Origin of the sequence: Arthrobacter crystallopoietes (assembly GCF_002849715.1) — a bacterium.
GTDB lineage: Bacteria > Actinomycetota > Actinomycetes > Actinomycetales > Micrococcaceae > Crystallibacter > Crystallibacter crystallopoietes.
In genome coordinates this window covers 334981-361439 of sequence record NZ_CP018863.1, presented here as the reverse complement: position 1 = coordinate 361439, position 26459 = coordinate 334981, and the positions used below count along the sequence as shown (strand labels likewise).

The following is a 26459-nucleotide window of genomic DNA, read 5'->3' as shown; positions in this document are numbered from 1 at the left end:
GTCCCATGCCTGGGACGGCCTGCGCAGGTGAACGAAGCAATCCTCCATATCCGGTGCTGCCGGGTGTGTGTAGGCCAAGCCCCGTGCATCTGCCCGGGGCGTTTTTTATGCGTGCGACCCGAACCACCGGCACTATTCCCCGGAAGGAGGGTTATGGCAACGCCAAACAAGGTGGCAGCAGTTGAAGAGATCACCACTGATTTCAAGGAATCCAACGCTGCAGTCCTAACCGAATACCGCGGGCTTACCGTTGCACAGCTCAAGGAGCTGCGTGTTTCTCTCGGCCAGGAGACCAAGTTCTCCGTCGTCAAGAACACCCTGACTGGCATTGCAGCCAAGGAAGCCGGCATCGATGCATTCGATGACCAGCTCTCCGGACCCACTGCTATCGCCTTCATCAAGGGTGACGCTGTTGCAGCCGCAAAGTCCCTGACGGATTTCGCAAAGTCCAACCCGCAGCTCGTCATCAAGACCGGTTTCTTCGAGGGCAAAGCCCTGGACGCACCCGGTGTTGCAGCGCTGGCCGCACTCGAGTCCCGTGAGTTCCAGCTGGCACGCGTTGCCGGCGTCCTCAAGGCCCCGATGGCTGCCCTGGCCCGCACTGTCGAGGCACTGCGCGTCAAGCAGGAGGAGAACGGCGGTGCGGCAGACACTGCTGCTGCCGAAGCTCCGGCAGCAGAAGCACCTGCTGCTGAAGAAGCTCCCGCTGCCGAGGCAACCGAGGCTCCGGCCGAGGCTGCTGCCGAAGAGAAGTAAGACTCTCTTCCCAATCCACAACTCTTGGTGCGCGGCCAATGCGCTGAACACCACCTATAGGAAGGACGCCAACCATGGCGAAGCTCACCAACGAAGAGCTCATTGAAGCTTTCAAGGAACTGTCCATCATCGAGCTCTCCGACTTCGTGAAGCTCTTCGAAGAGACCTTCGACGTCACGGCTGCTGCCGTTGCCGTTGCCGGCCCCGCTGCCGGTGGCGCCGCTGAGGCTGCTGAAGAGCAGACCGAATTCGACGTTATCCTCGAAGCTGCTGGCGACAAGAAGATCGCAGTGATCAAGGAAGTTCGCGCCCTGACCTCGCTGGGTCTGAAGGAAGCCAAGGACGTTGTCGACAGCGCTCCGAAGGCTGTTCTCGAAGGTGCAACCAAGGAAGCTGCCGACAAGGCCAAGGAAGCTCTCGAAGCTGCCGGCGCCACCGTCACGGTCAAGTAAGCTTTTCGCAACACCCAAAAGAGCCCCGCACTCAGGTGCGGGGCTCTTTTGTCTGCACTGGCCGAGGCCGAGGCGTTATTCCGGTTCGCTGATGTCCGCGACGGTAGCGTCCAATGCCTTGATCAGGGCATCCGAATCCACAAAGGCCGAGTAGCCGTGCTCCCCGGCGCCCATGGAGATGCGGCGGCCGGTGATCGCGGCATCGGCATAGACGGGCCAGGCCGTGGTGCTGCCCAGCGGCGTGATGGTGCCGCGCTGATAGCCGGTGGCCTCGAAAGCGACGTCGGCAGCAGGCATGGACAGCTTGTTCACCCCGAGCAAGGCACGTAGTTTCGGCCAGGAGATCTGCCGGTCGCCGGGAATCAGCGCGAACAGGAACGTGCCGTCCTTGTGCTTAACCACGAGGGACTTGACGATGTCCGCAGGTGCGATCCCGAGCAGCTGCGCCGCCTCCGCCAGGTTCCGAGCCGCCGGACGTGCAATCAGCTCCACGTCCAGCCCGCGGTCGCCCGCGTCGGCAAGGAACCTGTCCTTGCCGACAGCAGTGTCAGCCACTGGCTACTCCTCGTCGCGGTACAGCAGGAGCGCTTCGCCCTGGCCTCCGCCGCCGCACAATGAAACGGCGGCCTTGCCCTGCTTGCGGCGCTTGAGCTCATGGGCCGCATGCAGCGCCAGCCGTGCACCGGAAGCACCGATCGGGTGCCCCAGTGCGATGGCCCCGCCGTGGAGGTTGCACTTCTCCAGCGGGTAGTCCAGATCCTTCAGCGACTGCACGGCAACGGAACCGAAGGCCTCATTGATTTCGATGAAGTCCAAATCCGAGGTGCTCCAACCGGCGCGCTTCAGGGCCTGGGCAATTGCGTTGGATGGCTGCGAATGCAGGGAGGTGTCCGGTCCGGCCACCTGGCCCGGTTTGCCGACGACGGCGAGCCACTCGAGTCCGTTGTCTTCGGCATAACCGCGGGTCGCCAGCACTACGGCGGCTGCGCCATCGGAAAGCGGTGACGAGTTGCCCGCCGTGATGGTGCCATCCTTGTCGAAGGCCGGCCTCAGCGGTGCCAGCGACTCTACAGTGGTCTGCGGACGGATACCTTCGTCCTTGGTCAGCACCAGGTCATCGCCCTTGCGCTGGGGGACCGTGACCGGGACGATCTCCGCATCGAACACTCCGGATTCGGCGGCAGCGGCGGCGCGCTGGTGCGATGCCGCGGCAACCTCGTCCTGGGCGGTGCGGTCGATGGCAAGCTCTGTATTCCGGCGTTCCGTTGAGGCGCCCATGGACTCGTGGTCGAAAGCGTCGGTCAGTCCGTCATGGGCCACCGAGTCGACGACGTTGATGTTGCCGTAGGTCCAGCCCTGCCGGGAACCGGGGAGCACATGCGGTCCATTGGTCATGGACTCCTGGCCGCCGGCAACTACTACGTCTGCCTCGCCGGCGCGGATCAAACGGGCTGCATCGGTGATCGCCGCGAGGCCGGAGAGGCACACCTTGTTGATGGTCACGGTGGGGACGTCCCAGCCGATGCCGGCTCCAATGGCGCTCTGGCGGGCCGGATTCTGTCCTGCGCCGGCCTGGATTACCTGTCCCATGATGACCGAGTCGACGTTCTCCGCCGGCACGCCGGAGCGCTCGAGGGCCGCCGCGATGGCCTTGCTGCCGAGCTCGACGGCGCTGAAACCCGCCAGCTGTCCGTTGAGCCGGCCCTGCGGAGTGCGGGCGCCGCCGAGAATTACCACGTCGTTTCTGTTACCTGACACTGTCCTGTGCTCGCTTTCATCCTTGAAATAGCTGTTCCCGACAGGCTACAGTTAGCTGGCGCGGGAGTTCGATAAGCTTCCAATCTGTGGAACGCGGCAACAGCCGCAGATGTTCCGCAGGATGGCCGCCGCAGGATAAGCAGGGAAGCTGCTGCAGGGGAGCCGCGCGGAAGACAAAGCCCTCCGTTGACAGGGGAGCAGGGCCGGGACCGGAGATTACGATTCGGCTTCCGCCGCCCGACACGCCGGAAGCAGTTCACCGGCACTGGCAGGCAAGGGGATATTCTGCCTGCTGGACAATTTAGGGGACGTGGCGTAGAGTATAAATCTGCGTCTTCCCTCTTAACCTTCAGCCTTCATATAGCGGTGGGCTTTGCCACGCCTTCCTGTATTTAACAGGAATCCTGGCGGGCCTGGATCATATAGCGGATCCGGTCTGGTTGTGCTTGGCATCTCATGATGCCGGTAGTGCGGAAGCGCGTACAAGCCTGAAGGTCTGTGGAAGGATCCCTCTCTTGGTCGCCTCGAGCACCTCTAATACTGATACCGCTAACAGCCTGCTTGACGCTTCATCGAACGATGGCGCCACCCGCAGGATCTCATTCGCTAAGATTCACGAACCTCTGGACGTTCCCAATCTTCTCGCCCTGCAGACCCACAGCTTCGATTGGCTGGTCGGCAACGAGCGCTGGAAGACCCGCCTTCAGCAGGCGCTGGCCGAAGGCCAGAAGGGCATGGCCACCACGTCGGGTCTGGCGGACATCTTCGAAGAGATCTCCCCGATCGAGGACTTCCAGGGCACCATGTCCCTGAGCTTCTCCGAGCCGGAGTTCGCTGACCCGAAGTACACGATGGCGGAGTGCAAGGACCGCGACGCCACCTATTCCGCTCCGCTGTACGTCAAGGCGGAGTTCATGAACAACAACACGGGCGAAATCAAGCAGCAGACCGTGTTCATGGGCGACTTCCCGCTGATGACCGACAAGGGCACCTTCGTCATCAACGGCACCGAGCGTGTTGTCGTCTCCCAGCTGGTCCGTTCCCCGGGCGCCTACTTCGAGCGTTCCGCCGACAAGACCAGTGACAAGGACATCTTCACCGCCAAGATCATCCCGTCCCGCGGTGCCTGGTTCGAGCTGGAGATCGACAAGCGCGACCAGGTCGGCGTACGCCTCGACCGCAAGCGCAAGCAGTCCGTCACCGTCCTGCTGAAGGCCCTTGGCTGGACCGAAGGCCAGATCCTGGAGACCTTCGGCGAGTACGACTCCATCCGCGCCACCCTGGAGAAGGACACCACCGAGACCCAGGAAGACGCACTCCTGGACATCTACCGCAAGCTCCGTCCGGGCGAGCCGCCCACGGTGGAAGCTGCCCAGTCCCTGCTGGACAACCTCTACTTCAACCCGAAGCGCTACGATCTGGCCAAGGTTGGCCGCTATAAGATCAACCGCAAGCTGGGCATCGACAAGCCGCTGGATGATCCGGACGCATCGGTTCTGAACAATGACGACATTGTCGCCATGATCAAGTTCCTCGTAGCCCTGCACGCCGGCGAGAAGTCCATCCCGGGTAAGCGCGACGGCGAGGACCACGAGATCCGCGTCGAGGTCGACGACATCGACCACTTCGGCAACCGCCGCATCCGCGCCGTCGGTGAACTGATCGAGAACCAGGTCCGCACCGGTCTTTCCCGTATGGAGCGTGTCGTCCGCGAGCGGATGACCACCCAGGACGTGGAGGCCATCACTCCGCAGACCCTGATCAACATCCGTCCGGTTGTGGCAGCCATCAAGGAGTTCTTCGGAACCTCCCAGCTGTCCCAGTTCATGGACCAGAACAACCCGCTGGCCGGCCTGACGCACAAGCGGCGTCTGTCCGCGCTGGGCCCGGGCGGTCTGTCCCGTGACCGTGCAGGCATGGAAGTCCGTGACGTCCACCCGTCGCACTACGGACGTATGTGCCCCATCGAAACCCCTGAAGGCCCGAACATCGGCCTGATCGGTTCGCTGGCTTCCTACGGCCGCATCAACGCCTTCGGCTTCATCGAGACCCCGTACCGCAAGGTCGTGGACGGCCTGGTCACCGACCAGATCGACTACCTCACCGCGGATGACGAGATCGAGGCCGTAATCGCCCAGGCGAACGCGCCGCTGGATGAGGACAACCGCTTCTCCGAAGAGCTGGTCCTCTGCCGCGAACGCGGTGGCGGTGGCGAGCCGATCCTGACCGAGCCGGCCGAGATCGACTACATGGACGTTTCCCCGCGCCAGATGGTGTCCGTGGCAACCGCCCTGATCCCGTTCCTCGAGCACGACGACGCCAACCGCGCCCTCATGGGTGCGAACATGCAGCGCCAGGCTGTGCCGCTACTGCGTTCGGAGGCTCCGCTGGTTGGTACCGGCATGGAGCGCTACGCCGCTGTTGACGCCGGCGACTCCGTGGTTGCCGCCAAGGCCGGTGTGGTCACCGAGGTTTCGGCCGACATGGTCACCACCTTGAATGACGACGGCACCGAAACGCACTACCCGATCATGAAGTTCGCGCGCTCCAACCAGGGCAACGCCTACAACCAGCGCGTGCTGGTTGCCGAAGGCCAGCGGGTTGAGGTCAAGAGCATCATCGCCGACGGTCCCTCCACGGACCAGGGCGAACTGGCTCTGGGCAAGAACCTGCTCGTTGCGTTCATGTCCTGGGAAGGCCACAACTACGAGGATGCGATCATCCTGAGCCAGCGCATCGTCTCCGACGACGTGCTGACCTCCATCCACATCGAGGAGCACGAGGTTGATGCCCGCGACACCAAGCTTGGTGCCGAGGAAATCACCCGCGACATCCCCAACGTGAGCGAAGAGGTCCTCTCCCAGCTGGACGAGCGCGGCATCATCCACATCGGTGCCGAGGTCGAAGCAGGAGACATCCTGGTTGGCCGTGTGACCCCGAAGGGTGAAACCGAGCTGACCCCGGAAGAGCGCCTGCTGCGCGCCATCTTCGGTGAGAAGTCGCGCGAAGTCCGCGACACCTCGCTGAAGGTTCCGCACGGCGAGTCCGGTACGGTCATCGGCGTGCGCATCTTCGAGCGCGACAACGACGACGAACTGCCCCCGGGCGTGAACCAGCTCGTCCGCGTCTACGTGGCACAGAAGCGTAAGATCACCGACGGCGACAAGCTCGCCGGCCGCCACGGTAACAAGGGCGTCATCTCCAAGATCCTGCCGATCGAGGACATGCCGTTCATGGAAGACGGCACTCCGGTCGACATCGTCCTGAACCCGCTGGGTGTTCCGGGCCGTATGAACGTCGGCCAGGTACTGGAAATCCACCTTGGCTGGGCCGCCAAGCAGGGCTGGACCATCGAAGGGGACCCGGAATGGGTCAAGAACCTGCCGAACCTGCCCCGCGAAATCGGTTCCACCACCGTGGCCACCCCGGTCTTCGACGGTGCTTCCGAGTATGAGATCACCGGTCTGCTGGACTCGACCAATGTGACCCGCGACGGCGAACGCCTGATCGGTTCCTCCGGCAAGGCGCGTCTGTTCGACGGCCGCTCCGGCGAGCCGTTCCCGGACCCGATCTCCGTGGGCTACATGTACATCCTGAAGCTGCACCACCTTGTCGATGACAAGATCCACGCACGCTCCACCGGTCCGTACTCCATGATCACCCAGCAGCCGCTTGGTGGTAAGGCCCAGTTCGGTGGCCAGCGCTTCGGTGAGATGGAAGTGTGGGCGCTGGAAGCCTACGGTGCTGCGTACACCCTGCAGGAACTGCTGACCATCAAGTCCGATGACATCCACGGCCGCGTCAAGGTCTACGAAGCCATCGTCAAGGGCGAGAACATCCCTGAACCGGGTGTTCCGGAGTCCTTCAAGGTCTTGATCAAGGAAATGCAGTCGCTGTGCCTGAACGTGGAAGTCCTTTCCACCGACGGCACCACGATTGAAATGCGTGACTCGGATGAAGAAGTCTTCCGGGCCGCGGAGGAACTGGGTATCGATCTGTCCCGCGCAGAGCCCAGCTCCGTCGAAGAGGTCTAGATGAGCGGGCTGGCACGGAACCTTCGGAACCCGTGCCGGCTGCCGCCGTCGTACCTCTTTCCGTACCCGACACAAGACATTCAGATTTAGAGAACAAGAGAGAACAGGGACCATATGTCCAGCGAATCCTCCTTCGGCCTCATGCGAATTGGCCTTGCCACCGCGGAAGAAATCCGCGACTGGTCTTACGGCGAGGTCAAGAAGCCGGAAACCATCAACTACCGCACCCTCAAGCCCGAGAAGGACGGACTCTTCTGCGAGAAGATCTTCGGCCCGTCCCGGGACTGGGAATGCTACTGCGGTAAGTACAAGCGCGTGCGCTTTAAGGGCATCATCTGCGAGCGTTGTGGCGTTGAGGTCACCCGCGCCAAGGTACGCCGTGAGCGCATGGGCCACATCGAACTGGCCGCACCTGTCACGCACATCTGGTACTTCAAGGGCGTTCCCTCCCGCCTGGGCTACCTCCTTGACCTGGCACCGAAGGACCTCGAAAAGGTCATCTACTTCGCCGCCTACATGATCACCAGCGTGGACGAAGAGCGCCGCCACGAAGAACTGCCGAACCTCCAGGCCGAACACGACCTGGAGAAGAAGCAGCTCTCCGACACCCGCGACTCGGACATCGCCGCGATCGCCCGCGACCTGGAAGACGAGCTTGCCCGTCTCGAGGCCGAAGGCGCCAAGGCACCCGAGAAGAAGAAGGCCCGCGACTCCGCCGACCGCCAGATGGCCAACGTCCGCAAGCGTGCGGATGCCGACATCGAGCGCCTCGAGCAGGTCTGGGACCGCTTCAAGAACCTCAAGGTCGCCGACCTCGAAGGTGACGAGGGCCTGTACCGCGAACTGCGTGACCGCTACGGTCTGTACTTCGAGGGCTCCATGGGCGCCGAGTCGATCAAGAAGCGCTTGGAAACCTTCGACATGGTCGCCGAGGCAGAGTCACTGCGCGACACCATCAAGAACGGCAAGGGCCAGCGCAAGACGCGTGCCCTGAAGCGCCTGAAGGTTGTCAACGCGTTCCTGACCACCACCAACAGCCCGCTGGGCATGGTGTTGGACGCCGTCCCGGTGATCCCGCCGGAACTGCGCCCGATGGTCCAGCTCGACGGTGGCCGTTTCGCTACCTCGGACCTGAACGACCTGTACCGCCGCGTGATCAACCGCAACAACCGACTGAAGCGCCTGCTGGATCTCGGTGCCCCCGAGATCATTGTGAACAACGAAAAGCGCATGCTCCAGGAAGCTGTTGACTCGCTGTTCGACAACGGCCGCCGCGGCCGTCCGGTCACCGGACCGGGCAACCGTCCGCTGAAGTCGCTGTCCGACATGCTCAAGGGCAAGCAGGGACGTTTCCGCCAGAACCTGCTGGGTAAGCGCGTTGACTACTCCGGCCGTTCCGTCATCGTCGTCGGCCCGCAGCTGAAGCTGCACCAGTGTGGTCTGCCCAAGCAGATGGCGCTAGAGCTCTTCAAGCCGTTCGTGATGAAGCGCCTGGTTGACCTCAACCACGCGCAGAACATCAAGAGCGCCAAGCGCATGGTGGAGCGTTACCGTCCGCAGGTTTGGGACGTGCTCGAAGAGATCATCACCGAGCACCCCGTCCTGCTGAACCGTGCACCAACCCTGCACCGCCTGGGCATCCAGGCCTTCGAGCCGCAGCTCGTTGAAGGTAAGGCACTCCAGCTGCACCCGCTGGTTTGTGGCGCGTTCAACGCTGACTTCGACGGCGACCAGATGGCAGTCCACCTGCCGCTGAGCCCCGAAGCGCAGGCTGAAGCCCGCATCCTGATGCTGTCCTCGAACAACATCCTGAAGCCGTCGGACGGCCGTCCGGTCACCCTGCCCTCGCAGGATATGATCATCGGTCTGCACCACCTGACGACCAAGCGCGAAGGTTCCGCAGGCGAAGGCCGCGTGTTCACCTCGCCGGCCGAAGCCATCATGGCGTTCGACGCCGGGGAGCTGCACCTGAACTCCGTGGTCAAGATCCGGATCTCCAGCGGCTACGTGCCCAGCGAAGACCAGCCGGCTCCGGAAGGTTGGGAAGACGGCCAGCCGGTGCTCCTCGAGACATCGCTGGGCCAGGTCATCTTCAACCAGACGCTGCCCGATGATTACCCCTGGGTTGAGAAGGTTGCGGACAAGGGCCAGCTCTCCACGATCGTCAACGATCTGGCCGAGCGCTACCCGAAGGTTGTTACCGCGGCAACGCTGGACAACCTGAAGGATGCCGGTTTCTACTGGGCTACCCGTTCCGGTGTGACCGTGGCTATCTCCGACATCGAGGCGCCGGCCGAGAAGCCCGCCATCATGGAGGGCTACGAAGCGCAGGCTGCAAAGGTTGAGTCCCAGTACGGCAAGGGCCTGATCGCGGATGACGAGCGCCGCCAGGAACTGATCGACATCTGGAACAAGGCCACCAACGAGGTTGCCGACGCGATGCGCAAGAACCTGACCAAGGAGAACACCATCAACCGCATGGTGTCCTCGGGTGCACGTGGTAACTGGCTGCAGGTCCGCCAGATTGCCGGTATCCGTGGTCTGGTGGCTAACCCGAAGGGTGAAATTATCCCGCGTCCGATCAAGTCCTCCTACCGTGAGGGCCTGTCGGTTCTGGAATACTTCATCGCCACCCACGGTGCCCGTAAGGGTCTTGCCGATACCGCTCTGCGTACCGCCAACTCGGGTTACCTGACCCGTCGTCTGGTGGACGTGTCCCAGGACGTCATCGTCCGCGAAGAGGACTGCGGTACCGAGCGCGGCCTGAACACCCCGATTGCAGTAGCGGACGCCAACGGCGAGCTGCACCTGCATGAGGACGTGGAGAACTCGGCGTACGCACGTACCCTCGCCACCGACGTCGTTGACGCCGACGGCAAGGTACTGGCTGCGGGCGGTTCCGACGTGGGCGACGTGCTCATCCGCGAACTGTTCAACGCCGGCATCACCGACATCAAGGTCCGCTCCGTACTCACCTGTGAGTCCGCCGTCGGTACCTGTGCACTGTGCTACGGCCGCTCCCTGGCCACGGGTAAGACCGTGGACATCGGCGAGGCCGTCGGCATCATCGCGGCACAGTCCATCGGTGAGCCCGGTACCCAGCTGACCATGCGTACCTTCCACACCGGTGGTGTTGCCTCTGCAGGCGATATCACCCAGGGTCTGCCGCGTATCCAGGAGCTCTTCGAAGCACGTACCCCCAAGGGTGTTGCTCCGATCTCCGAGGTTGCCGGCCGTGTCACCATCGAGGACGGGGAGCGCCAGATGCGTCTCATCGTCACTCCGGATGACGGCTCTGAGGAAATCGCCTACCCGGTGCTGCGCCGTGCGCGTCTGCTGGTCGAAGACGGCCAGCACGTCGAGGTCGGTCAGCAGCTGGTGGTCGGTGCCATCGACCCGAAGCAGGTTCTGCGTATCCTCGGCCCGCGCCAGGCACAGAAGTTCCTGGTCGACGAGGTCCAGTTGGTGTACCGCAGCCAGGGTGTTGGTATCCACGACAAGCACGTCGAGGTTATCGTCCGCCAGATGCTCCGCCGCGTGACCGTCATCGAATCCGGTGAAACGGATCTGCTGCCGGGCGAACTGGCAGAGCGCAGCCGCTTCCAGAAGGAGAACCGCAAGGCGGTATCCGAGGGCAAGACCCCGGCCAACGGCCGTGACGAGCTCATGGGTATCACAAAGGCCTCGCTGGCAACCGAGTCGTGGCTGTCCGCGGCTTCCTTCCAGGAGACCACCCGCGTCCTGACGCAGGCGGCCATGGAAGGCAAGTCGGATCCGCTGCTGGGTCTGAAGGAGAACGTCATCATCGGTAAGCTGATCCCGGCCGGTACCGGCCTGGACCGCTACAACAACGTCACCGTTGAACCGACTGAGGAAGCAAAGGCCAACCTGTTCACCGGCCCGAGCGCGTTCAGCGACTTCGATTACCCCGGTGTCGACGGCGGTCTGACCCCCGAGTTCCACGCCATCCCGCTGGATGACTACGACATGGGCAACGACTACCGCTAGGCACGTAGCAACAGGACACCCCTTGTACCCGGAAACGGGTGCAAGGGGTGTTCTGCGTTAAACCGCGGAGCCGACCGGCAGGGACGTTCCCGCGTGAACTGGCACTTGTGAGAACCTGTTGCCATGGCCAATTCGCGTTCGGGTGACTCCATGCTGGAGCGGTTTGTGCGCATCCTCAGCGCCTTCGACGCCACTCGGTCCTCGATGAGCGTGTCCACCCTGTCACGGCGTGCCGAGGTGCCGCTGGCCACCACCTACCGGCTGGTGGACGAAATGGCCCGTCATGAACTGCTGAGCCGGGAGCCGTCGGGGGAGGTCCGGCTCGGCCTGCGGCTGTGGGAGCTGGCCAACCGCAGTTCGCCCGCGGTGGACCTGCGCCAGGCGGCCATGCCCTTTATGGAAGACATCCAGTCCGTGGTCCGCCAGCACACCCAGCTGGCAGTGCTCAAAGACGATGAAGTGCTGATCATCGAACGGCTCTCAAGCAGGGGATCGGTGGTCAACCAGGCCAAGATCGCCGGCAGGATGCCGGTGCACCGCACGGCGATGGGCATGGCGCTGCTGGCCTATGCGCCCAACCACGTCCAGGAGTCCTACCTCGCCCGGCACCCCGAGGCGGTGGCCGTGGTGGACGCGGTTTCCTTCGACTTCCGCCGGCATCTGGCGGGCATCCGCAAGCGGGGCTATGCCTCCTTCGACGGCAGGGTGGACACGGACACTACCGGTCTGGCTGTTCCCGTCCTGGGCAAGCACGGGCAGGCCATCGCCGCGATCGGCGTGGTGCTGCCGCTGGGCCTGGAAAACCTGCCCGCGATCGTTCCGGTGCTGATGGCCGGGGCCCGTGGCATCGCCCGCGCGGTGGGGGAGCTGCCGGACTGAAGGCCGGCCGCCGTCGTCGTAATTCTCATTCAATGCGAACAGGGGCGCGGGTAGGCTGTCGCCGCAGTCACACTGGTTCAAGACGTGCCCCACATTCCTGAGGAGATTCCTATGGCTGCCAATGCTCAGATCATCAAGACCCAGGTCGGGATTGTCGGCGGCGGCCCGGCCGGCCTGCTGCTCTCGCACCTGCTGGCGAAGAGCGGCGTCGAGAACATCGTGGTTGAATCCCGCGACCACGACACGATCACCCACACCCATCGGGCCGGCATTCTCGAAGCAGGCTCGGTCAAGCTCCTCACCGATACTGGCGTGGACGGACGCGTGCTGACCGAGGGCGACGAGCACGCAGGCATCGACCTGCGGTTCAACGGCGAGTCGCACCCGCTGGACTTCCGTGATCTGGTTGACGCCACCGTCACCCTCTACGCGCAGAACGAGGTTTTCGTCGATCTGGCGGCGGCCCGCAAGCGCGACGGCGGCGACGTCCGTTACGAATCCGAGGTCACCGAGGTATTTGACCTGGAAACCGAGACCCCGAAGTTCCGTTTCACCGACAAAGACGGCGCCACGTTCGAGGTGCACTGCGACATCCTCGTGGGCGCAGACGGCTCCCGCAGCTTCTGCCGCCGCGCCGTCCCCGGCACCCAAGACTACAAGACCGAATACCCCTTCGCCTGGTTCGGCATCCTCACCGAAGCACCGAAGAGCGCCCCGGAACTGATTTACGCCAATTCCCCGCACGGCTTCGCGCTGATCTCCCAGCGGAGCGAGACCGTGCAGCGCATGTACTTCCAGTGCAGCCCGGACGAGGACGTCAACCAGTGGAGCGATGACCGGATCTGGACCGAGCTGCAGAAGCGCGTGGACGGCCCGGACGGCTTCCAGCTGAAGACCGGCCCGATCTTCGACAAGACGGTGCTGGGCTTCCGCTCCTTCGTCCGCGAACCGCTGAGCCACGGGCGTATGTTCCTGGTGGGCGACGCCGGCCACACCGTTCCGCCGACCGGCGCCAAGGGACTGAACCTCGCGCTGGCTGACGTGAAGGTCCTCTTCGAGGCAATCGATTCCTTCTACTCCACGAAGGATGACGCCCTGCTGCAGGGGTACTCCGACCTGGCGCTCAAGCGCGTCTGGAAGGCGCAGAACTTCTCCTACTGGATGACCTCCATGCTGCACACCTCGCCGAACGCGGACCCGTTCTCGCTCAAGCGGGCGCTCGGGGAGCTGGAGACCGTGACGAGTTCGCGCTACGGGCAGCAGTACCTTGCCGAGTCCTACACGGGCTGGCCGCACAGCTAACCGAGACTACTGAATCACTTTAGGAAAGGAGCGAGACCATGACAGCAAATACCGACGAGACGTTCGACGAGAGCCACGTGATTGAAAATGACAGCGCCGTGATTGATTCCGACGCAGCCGCTGACAGCCAGGACTTCATCACCAAGCAGATCAACCAGATCCACGATGAGTACCAGCAGGGCAAGGCCGAGGGGAAGCCGGAGGAAACGCAGCCGCGGATCGACTTCGCCCCGTACCGGAGCTCCGTGCTGCGCCACCCCACCAAGGACCTGCACCATGCGGATCCGGAGACCATCGAGCTGTGGTCGCCCGCCTTCGGCCACCGCGACGTGCACGCGCTGGAAGCGGACCTGACCATCCAGCACAACGGCGAGCCGCTTGGTGAGCGCATCGTGGTCCGCGGCAAGGTGCTCGACGGCGCCGGCCGCCCGGTCCGCAACCAGCTGGTGGAAATCTGGCAGGCCAACGCCGCCGGCCGCTACATCCACAAGCGCGACCAGCACCCGGCCCCGATCGACCCGAACTTCACCGGCGTGGGCCGCTGCCTGACCGGCGACGACGGCTCGTACGAGTTCACCACCATCAAGCCGGCACCGTACCCGTGGAAGAACCACCACAACGCGTGGCGCCCGGCGCACATCCACTTCTCGCTGTTCGGCACCGACTTCACCCAGCGCATGATCACGCAGATGTACTTCCCGGGCGATCCGCTCTTCTCCCTGGATCCGATCTACCAGTCCATCACGGACCAGAAGGCCCGCGACCGCCTGGTCGCCACCTACGACCACAATGTCACCAGCCACGAGTGGGCCACCGGCTACACATGGGACATTGTGCTCTCCGGCAGCAACCGCACCTGGATGGAAGACGAGGACGCAGAGTAATGACGCAGAACTCCACACAGCTTGTAGCAACCCCCGGCCAGACCATCGGCCCGTTCTACGGTTATGCGCTGCCGTACGAGAAGGACAGCCAGCTGGTCCACCGCGCGCACGCTGGCTCCATCCGGCTGCACGGCGTGGTCTACGACGGCCAGGGCACACCCATCCCGGACGCCCTGCTGGAAATCTGGCAGGCCGACGAAAGCGGTGTCATTTCCCGGGAGACCGGCTCGCTGGTGCGCGATAACCACACCTTCACCGGCTTCGGCCGCGTGGCGGTGGACAACGAAGGCCACTACACCTTCACAACGGTCAATCCGGGCGCCACGCAGGAGGGCAAAGCCCCGTTCATCTCGCTGGTGGTTTTCGCCCGCGGCCTGCTGAACAAGCTGCACACCCGCATCTACCTGCCCGAAGACACCGAGGCACTGGCCAACGATCCGCTGCTTTCCTCGCTGACCCAGGAGCGCCGCAAGACCCTGGTCGCCACCCGCGAGGCCAATGGAGACCTGTACTTCGACATCCGGCTGCAGGGTGAAAACGAGACGGTCTTCCTGAGCTACCCGGGAGCATAACTACACATGAATCCAGCGGATAACGCTGATTTCGGGCTGCTGTCCCCGGCTTCGGCCGGGACAGCAGCGTCCCGTTTAACCAGCGATTACCAGTTCATCCAGGCCATGCTCGACGTCGAACTCGAGTGGGTCCGCGTCCTCGCCGCCGCGGGCTATGTCGACGCCGGTCTCATCCCCGCAGTCGAAGCGGCCTCCACCGCCGAGCAGTACGATGCGGCGTCCCTGGCCGAACGCGCCCAGGGCGGCGGCAACCCGGTTATTGCGTTGCTCGGCGACTTGCGCGCACGGGTGAAGGAGTCCTCGCCGGCGGCCGCGGCGGCAATCCACAAGGGCGCCACCAGCCAGGACATCCTGGACAGCGCCCTGCTACTGATGGCCAGCCGCACCCTCGAAGTCATTCTCGCGGACCTCAAGTCCGCCGCGGCGGCGCTGGCAGGGCTGGCCGAGACGCACCGCGGCACGGTCACGGTGGCCCGCACGCTGACCCAGCACTCGCTGCCGAGCACGTTCGGACTCAAGGCCGCGAACTGGCTTTCCGGCGTCGGCCAGGCCGGCGTCCAGCTGTCCGAGGTCGCCGGCAGGCTGCCGCTGCAGTGGGGCGGCGCCGCCGGAACCATGGCCGCGCTGACCGCCGTGGCCGTGAAGGGTGCCCAAAACAACACCGCAAACAACGACGGCGGGGCGCTGGCTTTGGCTGCGCAGCTCGCCGAACGTCTGGGGCTCGCCGATCCGGTGGCGCCGTGGCAGACCAACCGGCTGCCGGTCACCGCGCTGGCCGCAGCCCTGGCCGATGTGCTCGCCGCGGCCGGCAAGGTGGCCAATGACGTGCTGCTGCTGAGCCGACCGGAATTCGGCGAACTGTCCGAGCCCCGGGCGGAAGGGCGCGGAGTTTCCTCGGCCATGCCGCAGAAACAGAATCCGGTGCTCTCCGTCCTGATCCGCAGCGCCGCGCTGGCCGCCCCGGGCCACCTGGCCCAGGTCCAGGCCGCCGCGGCGGGAGCCATCGACGAGCGGCCGGACGGTTCCTGGCATCTGGAGTGGCAGGCCCTGCGCCAGCTGCTGCGCCTGGCCGGGGGAGCGGCAGCCAAACTGGCCGAACTCTCGGCCGGCCTGGTGGTGCACGCGGACCGGATGCAGGAGAACCTGGCCATCACCGGTCCGCTGGTCGTCAGCGAGAAGATCATGGCCACGGTCGCCCCGTTGCTGGACGACGGAGTGCCCGGAACGGGCAAGCCCAAGGTGCAGGCCCTGGTCAACGAGTCCCTCTCCGGCGGAACACCGTTCGCGCAGCTGCTGCGCGGTGCCGTGCCGGAGGACAAGCTGTCGGATGCGGACCTGCAGGCGCTGCTGGACCCGGCCGGCTACCTGGGCCAAAGCGACGAACTGATCACCCGGATCATCGAACATTTTTCAGATTGGAGCCAAGCATGAGCATTCCCCAGATCACCCCCACCTTGCTGTCCGAGGGCCGCGGCAAGCCGGTCCTGATTGCCGGCGCCGGCCTGGGCACCGGCGCCAAGGCCCTATGGATCGACGCCGTGCCGTTCCTGGATGACTTCCAGGTAGTCGGCATGGACCTGCCCGGCCACGGTGCCAGCCCTGCCTCCACCGAAACCTTCACGATGGCCGAGCTCGCCGCCGGCGTCGTCAATGCCGTGGAGAAGCTGCGCGCTGCCGGCGACATCGCCGCGGACCAGGAGGTCTATTACGCCGGCGTCTCGCTGGGCGGCGCCCTGGGGCTGCAGCTTGGCCTGGACTACCCGGAGTTTTTCGCCGGCATCGGCGTCATCTGCTCGGGCGCCAAGATCGGCGAGCCGCAGTCCTGGCTGGACCGCGCGGAGACCGTCCGGGCTTCGGGCACACCCACCATGGTGACCGGATCGGCGCAGCGCTGGTTCGCCCCGGGCTTCATCGAGAAGAACGCGGAGGCCACCACCCGCCTGCTGCACACCCTGCAGGACGCGGACCGCTTTGCCTACGCGCACTGCTGTGAGGCGCTGGCCGGCTTCGACGTGCGCGAGCAGCTCGGCGAAATCTCCACCCCGGTGCTGGCGATTGCCGGCGGCCAGGACGAGGTCTGCCCGCCGCACTTCGCCGAAGCAACGGCGGCCGGCGTACGCAACGGCCGCGCCGCCGTCGTCGATTCGGCAGCCCACCAGGCACCGCTGGAGGCGCCGGAGGAAACGGCCAAGCTGCTGCGCGAATTCTTCCTCGCCGGCTAGCAACCAGCGCAAGCCACCTCACGAGAACCACCACCACCAAGCCAACAAGGAGTACTACCGGTGAGCGAAACAACCCCGACATTCGATCCGGCCCAGACCCAGCAGGATGTGTACGACGGCGGCATGAAGGTGCGCCGCGAAGTGCTCGGCGATGCACACGTGGACCGGGCCAACAGCTCGGTCGACGAGTTCACGCAGGAGTTCCAGGAACTGATCACGCGGTACGCCTGGGGGACCATCTGGACGCGCGAAGGGCTGCCGCGGACCACCCGCAGCGCCATCACGCTGACCGCCATGATCGCCAACGGCTACTGGGAGGAGCTGGCCATGCATGTGCGGGCCGCACTGACCAATGGCATGACCCGGGACGAGATCAAGGAGGTCATCCTCCAGTCCGCCATTTACTGCAGTGTTCCCGCCGCGAATGTCGCCTTCAAGGTGGCCCAGGGCGTGTTCGCCACCCTTGACGAGGATCACGCGAAGTAGCTATAGTTCATATCACGTACATCTGTTCGTGCAGCGAACATCCGTTCCAGGGTTAGCCGGCGGACAGAGGCGAGAACTTTTTCAGCACTTCACCCGGCCCGGCCGCACAGTCTGAGCAAGGCTGCGCGGCCGGGGCCGGGACTGAATCCGCGCCCCGAGCGAAGGGCCGCGGTCTAAGGAGCCCGTAGTGAACCAGGCGTACCTCTATGACGCTATCCGCACCCCCTTCGGCAAATTCGGCGGTGGATTGGCAGGCGTCAGGCCTGACGATCTGGCCGCCGAGGTGGTCAAGGCCTCCGTCTCGAGGGCGCCGGGCCTGGATCCGGAGCGCATTGACGAAGTCATCTTCGGTAACGCCAACGGTGCCGGCGAGGAGAACCGCAACGTGGCCCGCATGGCCACCCTGCTGGCAGGCCTGCCCACCTCCATTCCGGGCACTACGGTGAACCGGCTCTGCGGCTCCAGCTTGGACGCAGCCATCATCGCCTCCCGCCAGATCAATGCCGGTGAAGCCGACGTCACGCTGATCGGCGGCGTGGAGTCCATGAGCCGCGCTCCCTGGGTACTGCCGAAGACCGCCAAGCCCTACCCGGCCGGCGACATGACGCTGGCTTCCACCACGCTCGGCTGGCGCCTGGTGAACAAGAACATGCCCAAGGAGTGGACCGTCTCGCTGGGCGAGGCCACCGAGCAGCTGCGCGAACGCCATGGCATCAGCCGCGAACGCCAGGACGAATTCGCCGCCGCCTCGCACAAGCTGGCCGACGCCGCCTGGAATGAAGGCAAGTACGGGAACCTCGTGGTTCCCGTCCCCGGCACCGACCTCACGCGGGACGAGAGCATCCGCCCCACCAGCACGCCGGACGTTCTCGCAGGCCTGAAGACCGTGTTCCGCCCGGTCGGCGACGGCCCCGAGGGCGGCACCGTGACCGCCGGCAACGCGTCACCGCTTAACGACGGCGCCTCCGCGGCCCTGCTGGGCAGCGAGGCCGGCGCCGAGGTGCTCGGCGTGGAGCCGCTGGCCCGCATTGCCGGCCGCGGCGCCGCCGCCCTGGAACCGCAGTTCTTCGGGTTCGCGCCGGTCGAGGCCGCCAACCAGGCCCTCAAGCGCGCAGGCATCAGCTGGAGCGACGTTGCCGCCGTCGAACTCAATGAGGCGTTCGCCGCGCAGTCGCTGGCGTGCATCGACGCCTGGGACATCGACCCGGCGATCGTCAATGCCTGGGGCGGCGCCGTGGCCATCGGCCACCCGCTGGGCGCCTCCGGCATCCGTATTCTCGGCACCCTGGCCCGCCGCCTGCAGGCCAGCGGCCAGCGCTGGGGCGTGGCCGCAATCTGCATCGGCGTGGGCCAGGGCCTCGCCGTCGTGCTTGAAAACGTCAACGCCAAGTAAGTAATCAAGAGAGGCTTGAGCATGCTCAACATTGCACAAACAGCCCAAGAAGCGGTGGCGGGCGTTCATGACGGCGCCACCGTGCTGATCGGCGGCTTCGGCAACGCCGGCCAGCCCATGGAGCTGATCGACGCGCTGCTCGAATGCGGCGCGAAGGACCTGACCGTGGTCAACAACAACGCGGGCCAGGCCGACGCCGGCCTGGCGCTGCTGATCAAGGAGCGCCGGGTCAAGAAGATCATCTGCTCCTTCCCGCGGCAGTCCGACTCCTGGCACTTCGACGCCGCCTACCGGGCCGGCGAGATCGAGCTGGAACTCGTGCCGCAGGGCAACCTCGCCGAGCGTATCCGCGCCGCCGGCGCCGGCATCGGCGGCTTCTTCACGCCCACGGGCTACGGCACCATGCTGGCCGAGGGCAAGGAAACCCGCGAGATCGACGGCCGGGGCTACGTCTACGAGACGCCGATCCACGCCGACTTCGCGCTGATCAAGGCCCTGAAGTCGGACAAGACGGGCAACCTGGTGTACCGCAAGACCGCCCGCAACTTCGGTCCGATCATGGCAGCAGCCGCCAAGAAGTCCATCGTGCAGGTTTCCGAGATCGTGGAAACCGGGCAGCTGGATCCCGAGGTGGTCGTCACCCCGGGCATTTACGTGGACACCGTCGTCAAGATTGCGGCGCCCGCAACCGCCGCGGCAGAACAGAAGGTAAGCAAGTGAGCGAGAAAATCGGCCGCGACGAGCTGGCCCAACTTGTAGCCAAGGACATCAAGCCCGGATCCTTCGTGAACCTGGGCATCGGCCAGCCGACGCTGGTCTCGAACTACCTGACCCCGGAGCAGGACATCACCCTGCACACCGAGAACGGCATGCTGGGCATGGGCCCGGTAGCCCAGGGCGACGAGATCGACGAAGACCTGATCAACGCCGGCAAGATTCCGGTCACGGAACTGCCCGGGGCGTCCTACTTCCACCACGCTGACTCCTTCGCCATCATGCGCGGCGGCCACCTGGACGTCTGCGTGCTCGGGGCCTTCCAGGTCTCCGCCACCGGCGACCTGGCCAACTGGCACACCGGCGCCCCGGACGCCATCCCGGCCGTGGGCGGCGCCATGGACCTGGCCACCGGCGCCAAGGACGTCTACGTAATGATGTCCCTGTTCACCAAGGACGGCCAGTCCAAGCTGGTGCCGGAATGCACCTACCCGGTGACGGGCGTGAACTGCGTGACCCGGATATACACTAATGAGGCTGTATTCCTGATTACGAAGGACGGCGTCCGCGTGCGCGAAACCTTCGGAACCACCATCGAGGAACTGCAGGCCAAGATGGAAGTGAAGCTGCTTCCCGCCGAATAACCGCAACTGACCTGCGCGCTGCGCAGTAGGGAATGATGACCGAGACCAAACTGCCGGGCGACCAGTTCGTCCAGTCGCTCGCCCGCGGCCTTGCCGTGATCCGTGCCTTCGACGCCGATCACATCAGCATGACCCTCAGTGAGGTCTCCAAACGAACGGGACTGACCCGCGCCACCGCCCGCCGTTTCCTGCACACCCTGGTTGACCTGGGGTACGTGCGGACGGACGGGCGGGTATTCGAACTGACAGCCCTGGTGCTGCAGCTCGGATACTCCTACCTGGCCGGGCAGTCCCTTCCCCAATTGGTGCAGCCGCTGCTCGAAGAGCTCTCCGAGGAACTGCACGAATCCACCTCGGCTTCGATTCTCGACGGCGACGACATCGTCTACATCGCGCGCATCCATACTCGGCGGATCATGACGGTCGGCATTACCGTAGGCACACGGTTCCCGGCCTACGCCACGTCGATGGGACGGGTGCTGCTCGCCGGGCTGCCGGCCGACCAGCTGGACGAGTACCTGGCCCGGGCGGAGCTGAAGCCACTTACTCCGCGGACCATCAGCGACCCCGGGCGGCTCCGCACCGAACTGGACAAGGTCCGCGGCCAGGGCTGGGCACTGGTGGACCAGGAACTCGAAAACGGCCTGCGTTCCGTGGCCGTCCCGATCCTCCAGCCGGACGGCACGGTGGTCGCCGCGCTGAACATGTCCATGCAGGCCTCGCTGGCCGACGGCACGGACCTGGACCAGGCTGTTTTCGAGGCGCTGCCCAAACTCCAGGCGGTCTCCGCCAAGATCACCGACGCCCTGCGCGCCCAGCACTAGCTTTCTGCCGCCACTTTTCCCGGCGGTTTTCTGCCGGCGGCGGAATCCGGTGGCGTTCCGCGGGCGATCCAGCCAGCTCCCGGCTGCAGCCTGTTATCTTTTTGTTATATTGGCTGTCTATGCCTGAATTGACCAGACAAGCCGCCGAAGCCGGGGGAGAGCTGCCCGCTGCCAAGCCGCAGCGGCGCAAATTCCTGCCCGAAGTCCAGGCGCTGCGTGCCCTCGCCGTGCTGCTCGTGGTGATCTACCACCTGCAGCCCGGGTGGCTGCCCGGCGGCTTTGTCGGCGTGGATGTCTTTTTCGTCATCTCCGGGTTCCTGATCACCGGGCACATGCTGCGCGAGGTCAAGCGGACGGGCAGACTCTCATTGTCCGCGTTCTGGGCGGCGCGGGCCCGGCGCATCCTGCCCGCAGCCCTGGTGACCATCGCCGCGGTCTGCCTTGCCACTTTCCTGCTGAGCCCGGCGACCCAGTGGGGCAGGATCGGTTCGCAGGCGCTGGCCTCCACGTTCTACACGCAGAACTGGGTGCTCGCCGCCGACTCCACCGACTACATGGCGGCCGGCAACAGCGCCACCCCGCTGCAGCACTTCTGGTCGCTGGCTGTGGAGGAACAGTTCTACCTGTTCTGGCCGCTGCTGATGCTCCTCGCCGTGGCGCTCGGCCGGCGCTGGCGGGGTAAGCACGGGCGACAGCTGCCTGCCGTGGTGCCGGTCTTCGCCGTGGTGGCGGCGGCGTCGCTGGTCTTCAGCATCTGGTTCACGGCCACAGGCAATCCGGCCGCATACTTCATCACCCCCACCCGGATCTGGGAACTCGCCCTCGGCGGCCTGCTCGCGGCGACGTTGACCTATACAGACCGCTGGCTGCGCATCCGCAAGGTCCTGGCGCTGGCCGGGGCGGCCGCCATTCTCACCGCAGCCCTGGCCTTCAGTGGCGCCACACCCTTCCCCGGCGCGGCCGCGCTGCTGCCCGTGCTCGGGACCATGGCGGTCATCGCCGCCGGCCGCACCACCGGCGCCGCTTCGCTGCACGCCGTCATCGACCGCAAGCCCGTGCAGTGGCTGGGCAACGTGTCCTACTCCCTTTACCTCTGGCACTGGCCGCTGGTGGTGTACTACCGCACCCTCGCGGACCGGCCCCCGAGCCCGTGGGAGAGCCTGCTCCTGCTGGCGGCCTCGCTGGGACCGGCGGCGGCGAGCTACTACTTCATCGAGACCCCGGTCCGCAAAGCCGGCTGGCTGTCGGCGCATCCGTGGCGTCCCATCGGCGCCGGCATTGTGGCCATGGGGCTGATCGGGACGCTCGCGCTGGCCCCCGGGCAGCAGCGCGAGCAGCTGGTGGCCGAGCGCGCGGTGCAGACGCAGCAGCTGCTGGAGGCCCCGCCGTCGCAATTCGGTGCGAAGGCGATGGACGCCAGCGCCGACAAGAGCTTCGCCGGCGCGAATGAAGCCATCGTGCCGGATCCGAACAAGGCGGTGGAGGACGAGTTCGACTTCGGCGACTGCGTGGCGCAGCAGCGCGACGCCGAGACGCCGGAGTGCGAATACGACTACCGCAAGAACGACGGCGGACCAACCGTTGCGCTGGTGGGAGACTCCCATGCGGGGCAGTGGGCGCCCGCACTGGACGTCCTGGCCAAGGAGCGTGGCTGGAACCTCGTCACCTACATCCACAACTCGTGCCCGTTCACGCCGGAGCGGCGGGTGCTCGAGGCCGAGGGTAAATCCGTCTGCACCGAACCCAACGCGCAGACACTGGAGCGTTTGGTCGACCGGGGCGATGTGGATGCTGTCATCACGTCCTACTTCTCCTCCTCTGTCTTCGAGGACACGGACACCGGCCACCGTCCGGGAGTCGCAGGCATGGCCGAGTACTGGAACACGCTGGCCGATGCCGGCATCGATGTCTATCCGATCGTGGACACGCCTGCACCGCGGCCGGGAGCGGACCCACGGGACTGCGTGGATCTGCACTACGGCGAGCCCGAGCGCTGCAGCCAGCCGCGGTCCGAGGGCTTCGACGGCCAAGACATCACCCGCGAGTCAGCCGCTCTGGCACCGCGGGCCCGGGTAGTCGACCTCTCGGACAAGTTCTGCGGCGCGGATTCCTGCCCGATGGTCATCGGGAATGTCATGCTTTACCGGGACTTCAACCACGTCACCCGGACCTACATGCTGACCCTGGTCGACCGTCTGGGGGAGGAGCTCGAGGCCGCCAAGGCGGAGTGAAACGCAGCAGAAGTATGCCGCGTTCATGTCGAATGCACCGTTTGTTTACCTGGGCATGACTGACTTAGCAGCCATGGAGACCAAACAGGCGGAAGGAAAAGTACGCAAGTTCCTGCCCGAAATCCAGGCCTTGCGGGCGTTGGCAGTCCTGATGGTGGTGGTCTACCACCTTCAGCCGGGCTGGCTGCCCGGCGGGTTTGTCGGCGTCGACGTTTTCTTCGTCATTTCCGGCTTCCTGATCACCGGGCACATGCTGCGCGAGGTGGCCAAAACCGGCACCATATCGCTGCGCCACTTCTGGGCCGCACGCATCCGGCGCATCCTGCCCGCAGCGCTGCTCACCGTCGTCGTTGTCCTGGTGGTCACGCTGATGATCGCTCCGATGACGCAGTGGCCGCAGATCGGCATCCAGGCGCTGGCCTCCACGTTCTACGTGCAGAACTGGGCGCTGGCCTCCAATTCGGTGGACTACTTGGCCGCCACGGAGTCTGCCACCGCCCTTCAGCACTTCTGGTCGCTTGCTGTGGAGGAGCAGTTCTATGTGTTCTGGCCGCTCCTGGTCCTGCTGGCGGCCTACCTGGTCCGCAGGTCCAACGCGCGGCTGCAGGCCGGCGGGCAGCTGCGCCGTGCAAGTTACTCGGTCACCCGCTGCGCGGGCCTGCTCTTCGCGCTGGTCACCGCGGCCTCGCTGGTTTTCGGTATCTGGTACACCGCCAGCGGCAGCCCGGCTGCGTACTTCATTACGCCAACCCGGATCTGGGAACTCGGGCTTGGCGGACTGCTGGCACTCACCCTGACCTACACGGACCGCCTGCCCCACCTGCGCAGCATCCTGGCGGCCGCAGGCCTGGCCGCGATCCTGGCCGCGGCTTTCCTGCTGGATGGTTCGACGCCCTTCCCCGGCACCGCCGCACTGCTCCCGGTCCTGGGCACCATGGCGATCATTGCCGCCGGCCGCACCGGCGGAGAGCTTTCGCTGCACCGGCTGGTTGACCTGAAACCCGTGCAGTGGACCGGCAACATCTCCTACTCCCTGTACCTGTGGCACTGGCCGCTGATCGTCTTCTACAAGACGGTGGCCGGCAGCGAGCCCGGCCAGTGGCCAGCCTGGCGCTCCTGGCGGCGTCCTTCGGCCTCGCCGCGCTGAGCTACTACTATGTGGAAACCCCGGTGCGGCGGTTCGGCTGGCTCAATTCCCAGGCCTGGCGCCCGCTGGCCGCCGGAGCCGCCGCCACCGCGCTGGTGGGCACGCTGGCCTTCGTTCCGGGCAACCAGCAGGAGCGGATCCTGGCGGAACGCGCAGTCCAGACATCGGCGCTGCTGGCCGCACCTCCGGAGGACTTCGGAGCAGAGGCAATGTCACCCGCCGCGGACCGCGCGTTCGCCGCTGATTCCGATGTAATCGTGCCGGACCCCAGTCTGGCGAAGGAAGATAATTTCGACGTCGGCGACTGTGCCTCGCTGGCTTCGGATCCGGACACGAAGGAATGCGAATTCGGGGACGAGGATGCGGAGAAGACCGTGGCACTGGTGGGAGACTCGCACGCCGCGCAATGGTTTGCCGCGCTGGAGCCGGTTGCCGAAAAACAGGACTGGCGGCTGGTGACGTACCTGCACAACTCGTGCCCCTTCACCACGGAAATGCGGGTGGCCGAACGGGACGACGACCTGCAGTGCACCGAGCCGAACCGCGAAACCCTGGACCGGATCATCGACAGGGGAGACGTGGACGCCGTCGTCACTTCCTACTACGCCAACGTGAACTTCGTGGATTCCGGCACCGGACACCGCCCGGGAGCTGCCGGCTTTGCCGAGAACTGGAACGCGCTGGCCGACGCCGGAATCGACGTTTTTCCCCTGATGGACACGCCGCGGCCGCGCGAAGGGGCCATCGCCCCGGACTGTGTCGCGCAATCCTACGAGGAACCGCAGGAGTGCAACCAGCCGCGCAGCGAAGGGTTCGACGGCCAGGACCTCACGCGCGAAGCCGCGGAACTGGCGCCCCGGGCGCGGGTGCTGGACCTCTCGGACGCCTTCTGCGGGGAGGATTCCTGCCCGGCCGTGATCGGCAACGTGCTGCTCTACGCGGACAAGAACCACATCACCAGGACCTACATGAAGACGCTGGCGCCGCGGCTCGAGGAAGAGATGCTCGCGGCCATGGAAGAGGCGCAGTGAGCCTGCTGTCAGATGCTTCGTTAATCTCTGATAGACTATTACCCGATTGTTTTGTGTGGCAGTGGATGAAGGCCGTTCCGAAGTTTCCGCAGGTTGGGAATTTGGGATGGAGCCTGTTTCCGGTCCGCGGGGTTCTTGCGCGGTGAATGCCACACCTTTGCATGCCTACGGTCGTTTCAATCCGCAGTAGGCGTGGAGACGACTGGAAAGTGCCTGGCCTCGCAAAAGTGGCGGGGCAAAGCCTAGATAAACGGAGATCACGTAAGTGCCTACGATTAACCAGCTGGTCCGCAAGGGCCGCTCACCCAAGGTCAATAAGACCAAGGCGCCCGCGCTTAAGGGCAGCCCCATGAAGCGCGGCGTCTGCACCCGCGTTTACACCACCACCCCGAAGAAGCCGAACTCCGCTCTTCGTAAGGTAGCCCGTGTCCGCCTCAACGGTGGCATCGAAGTTACCGCATACATCCCCGGTGTAGGCCACAACCTGCAGGAACACTCCATCGTGCTTGTTCGCGGCGGCCGTGTTAAGGACCTTCCGGGTGTCCGTTACAAGATCGTCCGTGGTGCACTCGATACCCAGGGCGTGAAGAACCGCAAGCAGGCTCGTAGCCGCTACGGCGCGAAGATGGAGAAGAAGTAATATGCCCCGCAAGGGTCCGGCCCCCAAGCGGCCGCTAGTTGTAGATCCCGTCCACGGTTCCCCCATGGTCACCCAGCTGATCAACAAGGTTCTGGTCGACGGCAAGAAGTCCACCGCGGAGCGCATCGTTTACGGTGCCCTTGAAGGTGTCCAGACCAAGACCGGTGGCGATCCCGTTGCCGCTCTGAAGAAGGCCATGGACAACGTCCGGCCTACCCTCGAGGTCCGCTCCCGCCGCGTCGGTGGCGCCACGTACCAGGTTCCCGTTGAGGTCAAGCCGGGCCGCGCCACGGCTCTGGCCCTGCGCTGGCTGGTTGGCTACTCCAAGGCCCGCCGCGAGAAGACCATGACCGAGCGCCTCATGAACGAGATTCTGGACGCCTCGAACGGTCTCGGTGCCGCTGTGAAGCGTCGCGAAGACACCCACAAGATGGCCGAGTCCAACAAGGCCTTCGCCCACTACCGCTGGTAAAAAACCTCTA

At 65.1% G+C, this 26459-nt stretch carries 22 protein-coding genes; 20 read left to right on the top strand and 2 right to left on the bottom strand.

Annotated elements, in window-relative coordinates:
- Positions 1–153: 153 nt before the first annotated feature.
- Together rplJ and rplL are read left to right on the top strand one after the other, a co-directional pair.
- Complete coding sequence (rplJ, locus tag AC20117_RS01690; RefSeq protein ID WP_074701262.1) at positions 154–756, top strand: 50S ribosomal protein L10; 603 nt, start codon at positions 154–156, stop codon at positions 754–756.
- Between the two features lie 74 nt (positions 757–830).
- On the top strand, positions 831–1208 hold the full coding sequence (rplL, locus tag AC20117_RS01685; protein WP_074701263.1) for a 50S ribosomal protein L7/L12: 378 nt from the start codon (positions 831–833) through the stop codon (positions 1206–1208).
- A gap of 75 nt (positions 1209–1283) precedes the next feature.
- On the opposite strand, the gene AC20117_RS01680 is transcribed toward rplL, so the two are convergent.
- Both AC20117_RS01680 and AC20117_RS01675 read right to left on the bottom strand, forming a co-directional pair.
- Positions 1284–1763, bottom strand: coding sequence for an aminoacyl-tRNA deacylase (locus AC20117_RS01680; protein WP_074701264.1), 480 nt, complete (start codon positions 1761–1763; stop codon positions 1284–1286).
- A gap of 3 nt (positions 1764–1766) precedes the next feature.
- Positions 1767–2966, bottom strand: coding sequence for an acetyl-CoA C-acetyltransferase (locus AC20117_RS01675; RefSeq protein ID WP_074701265.1), 1200 nt, complete (start codon positions 2964–2966; stop codon positions 1767–1769).
- A 515-nt stretch (positions 2967–3481) separates the two neighbouring features.
- On the opposite strand from AC20117_RS01675, the gene rpoB reads away from it, so the two are divergent.
- The 18 genes from rpoB (at position 3482) to rpsG (ending at position 26449) form a co-directional block, all read left to right on the top strand.
- On the top strand, positions 3482–7000 hold the full coding sequence (rpoB, locus tag AC20117_RS01670; RefSeq protein ID WP_074701266.1) for a DNA-directed RNA polymerase subunit beta: 3519 nt from the start codon (positions 3482–3484) through the stop codon (positions 6998–7000).
- 114 nt (positions 7001–7114) lie between these two features.
- Positions 7115–11008, top strand: a complete 3894-nt coding sequence (locus AC20117_RS01665; RefSeq protein ID WP_074701267.1) for a DNA-directed RNA polymerase subunit beta' — start codon at positions 7115–7117, stop codon at positions 11006–11008.
- A 123-nt stretch (positions 11009–11131) separates the two neighbouring features.
- On the top strand, positions 11132–11887 hold the full coding sequence (locus tag AC20117_RS01660; protein WP_074701268.1) for an IclR family transcriptional regulator: 756 nt from the start codon (positions 11132–11134) through the stop codon (positions 11885–11887).
- A 111-nt stretch (positions 11888–11998) separates the two neighbouring features.
- Positions 11999–13189: a 4-hydroxybenzoate 3-monooxygenase gene (locus AC20117_RS01655; protein WP_074701269.1), complete on the top strand. Its 1191-nt coding sequence runs from the start codon at positions 11999–12001 to the stop codon at positions 13187–13189.
- Positions 13190–13227: 38 nt separating this feature from the next.
- Entirely contained in the window at positions 13228–14073 is an 846-nt protein-coding gene (gene pcaH, locus AC20117_RS01650) for a protocatechuate 3,4-dioxygenase subunit beta (RefSeq protein ID WP_074701270.1), read from the top strand.
- On the top strand, positions 14073–14645 hold the full coding sequence (gene pcaG, locus AC20117_RS01645; protein WP_074701271.1) for a protocatechuate 3,4-dioxygenase subunit alpha: 573 nt from the start codon (positions 14073–14075) through the stop codon (positions 14643–14645). Before pcaH ends, pcaG begins: the two co-directional genes overlap by 1 nt.
- 6 nt (positions 14646–14651) lie before the next feature.
- Complete coding sequence (locus AC20117_RS01640) at positions 14652–16076, top strand: lyase family protein (RefSeq protein WP_074701272.1); 1425 nt, start codon at positions 14652–14654, stop codon at positions 16074–16076.
- Positions 16073–16867 carry an alpha/beta fold hydrolase gene (locus tag AC20117_RS01635; RefSeq protein WP_074701273.1) on the top strand — a complete coding sequence of 265 codons (795 nt, stop codon included), beginning with the start codon at positions 16073–16075 and terminating at the stop codon, positions 16865–16867. The genes AC20117_RS01640 and AC20117_RS01635 overlap by 4 nt, the downstream gene beginning before the upstream one ends.
- Positions 16868–16927: 60 nt before the next feature.
- Positions 16928–17353: a 4-carboxymuconolactone decarboxylase gene (gene pcaC, locus AC20117_RS01630; RefSeq protein ID WP_074701274.1), complete on the top strand. Its 426-nt coding sequence runs from the start codon at positions 16928–16930 to the stop codon at positions 17351–17353.
- Between the two features lie 187 nt (positions 17354–17540).
- Positions 17541–18746: a thiolase family protein gene (locus tag AC20117_RS01625; protein ID WP_074701275.1), complete on the top strand. Its 1206-nt coding sequence runs from the start codon at positions 17541–17543 to the stop codon at positions 18744–18746.
- A 21-nt stretch (positions 18747–18767) separates the two neighbouring features.
- Positions 18768–19466 carry a 3-oxoacid CoA-transferase subunit A gene (locus AC20117_RS01620; RefSeq protein WP_074701276.1) on the top strand — a complete coding sequence of 233 codons (699 nt, stop codon included), beginning with the start codon at positions 18768–18770 and terminating at the stop codon, positions 19464–19466.
- Complete coding sequence (locus AC20117_RS01615) at positions 19463–20104, top strand: 3-oxoacid CoA-transferase subunit B (protein ID WP_074701277.1); 642 nt, start codon at positions 19463–19465, stop codon at positions 20102–20104. The genes AC20117_RS01620 and AC20117_RS01615 overlap by 4 nt, the downstream gene beginning before the upstream one ends.
- Positions 20105–20139: 35 nt before the next feature.
- Positions 20140–20928 (top strand): IclR family transcriptional regulator domain-containing protein, encoded by a 789-nt coding sequence (locus AC20117_RS01610; protein WP_074701278.1) that lies wholly within the window; start codon positions 20140–20142, stop codon positions 20926–20928.
- A 119-nt stretch (positions 20929–21047) separates the two neighbouring features.
- A complete protein-coding gene (locus AC20117_RS01605) occupies positions 21048–23159 on the top strand; it encodes an acyltransferase family protein (RefSeq protein WP_083339783.1) in 2112 nt (703 codons plus the stop codon).
- Positions 23160–23214: 55 nt separating this feature from the next.
- Positions 23215–24306: an acyltransferase family protein gene (locus AC20117_RS23770; RefSeq protein ID WP_236777415.1), complete on the top strand. Its 1092-nt coding sequence runs from the start codon at positions 23215–23217 to the stop codon at positions 24304–24306.
- Positions 24258–25337: an SGNH hydrolase domain-containing protein gene (locus tag AC20117_RS23765; RefSeq protein ID WP_236777414.1), complete on the top strand. Its 1080-nt coding sequence runs from the start codon at positions 24258–24260 to the stop codon at positions 25335–25337. Before AC20117_RS23770 ends, AC20117_RS23765 begins: the two co-directional genes overlap by 49 nt.
- 265 nt (positions 25338–25602) lie before the next feature.
- Complete coding sequence (gene rpsL, locus AC20117_RS01595) at positions 25603–25977, top strand: 30S ribosomal protein S12 (protein ID WP_074701279.1); 375 nt, start codon at positions 25603–25605, stop codon at positions 25975–25977.
- A 1-nt stretch (position 25978) separates the two neighbouring features.
- Positions 25979–26449 (top strand): 30S ribosomal protein S7, encoded by a 471-nt coding sequence (gene rpsG, locus AC20117_RS01590; RefSeq protein ID WP_074701280.1) that lies wholly within the window; start codon positions 25979–25981, stop codon positions 26447–26449.
- The last annotated feature ends 10 nt before the right edge of the window (positions 26450–26459 follow it).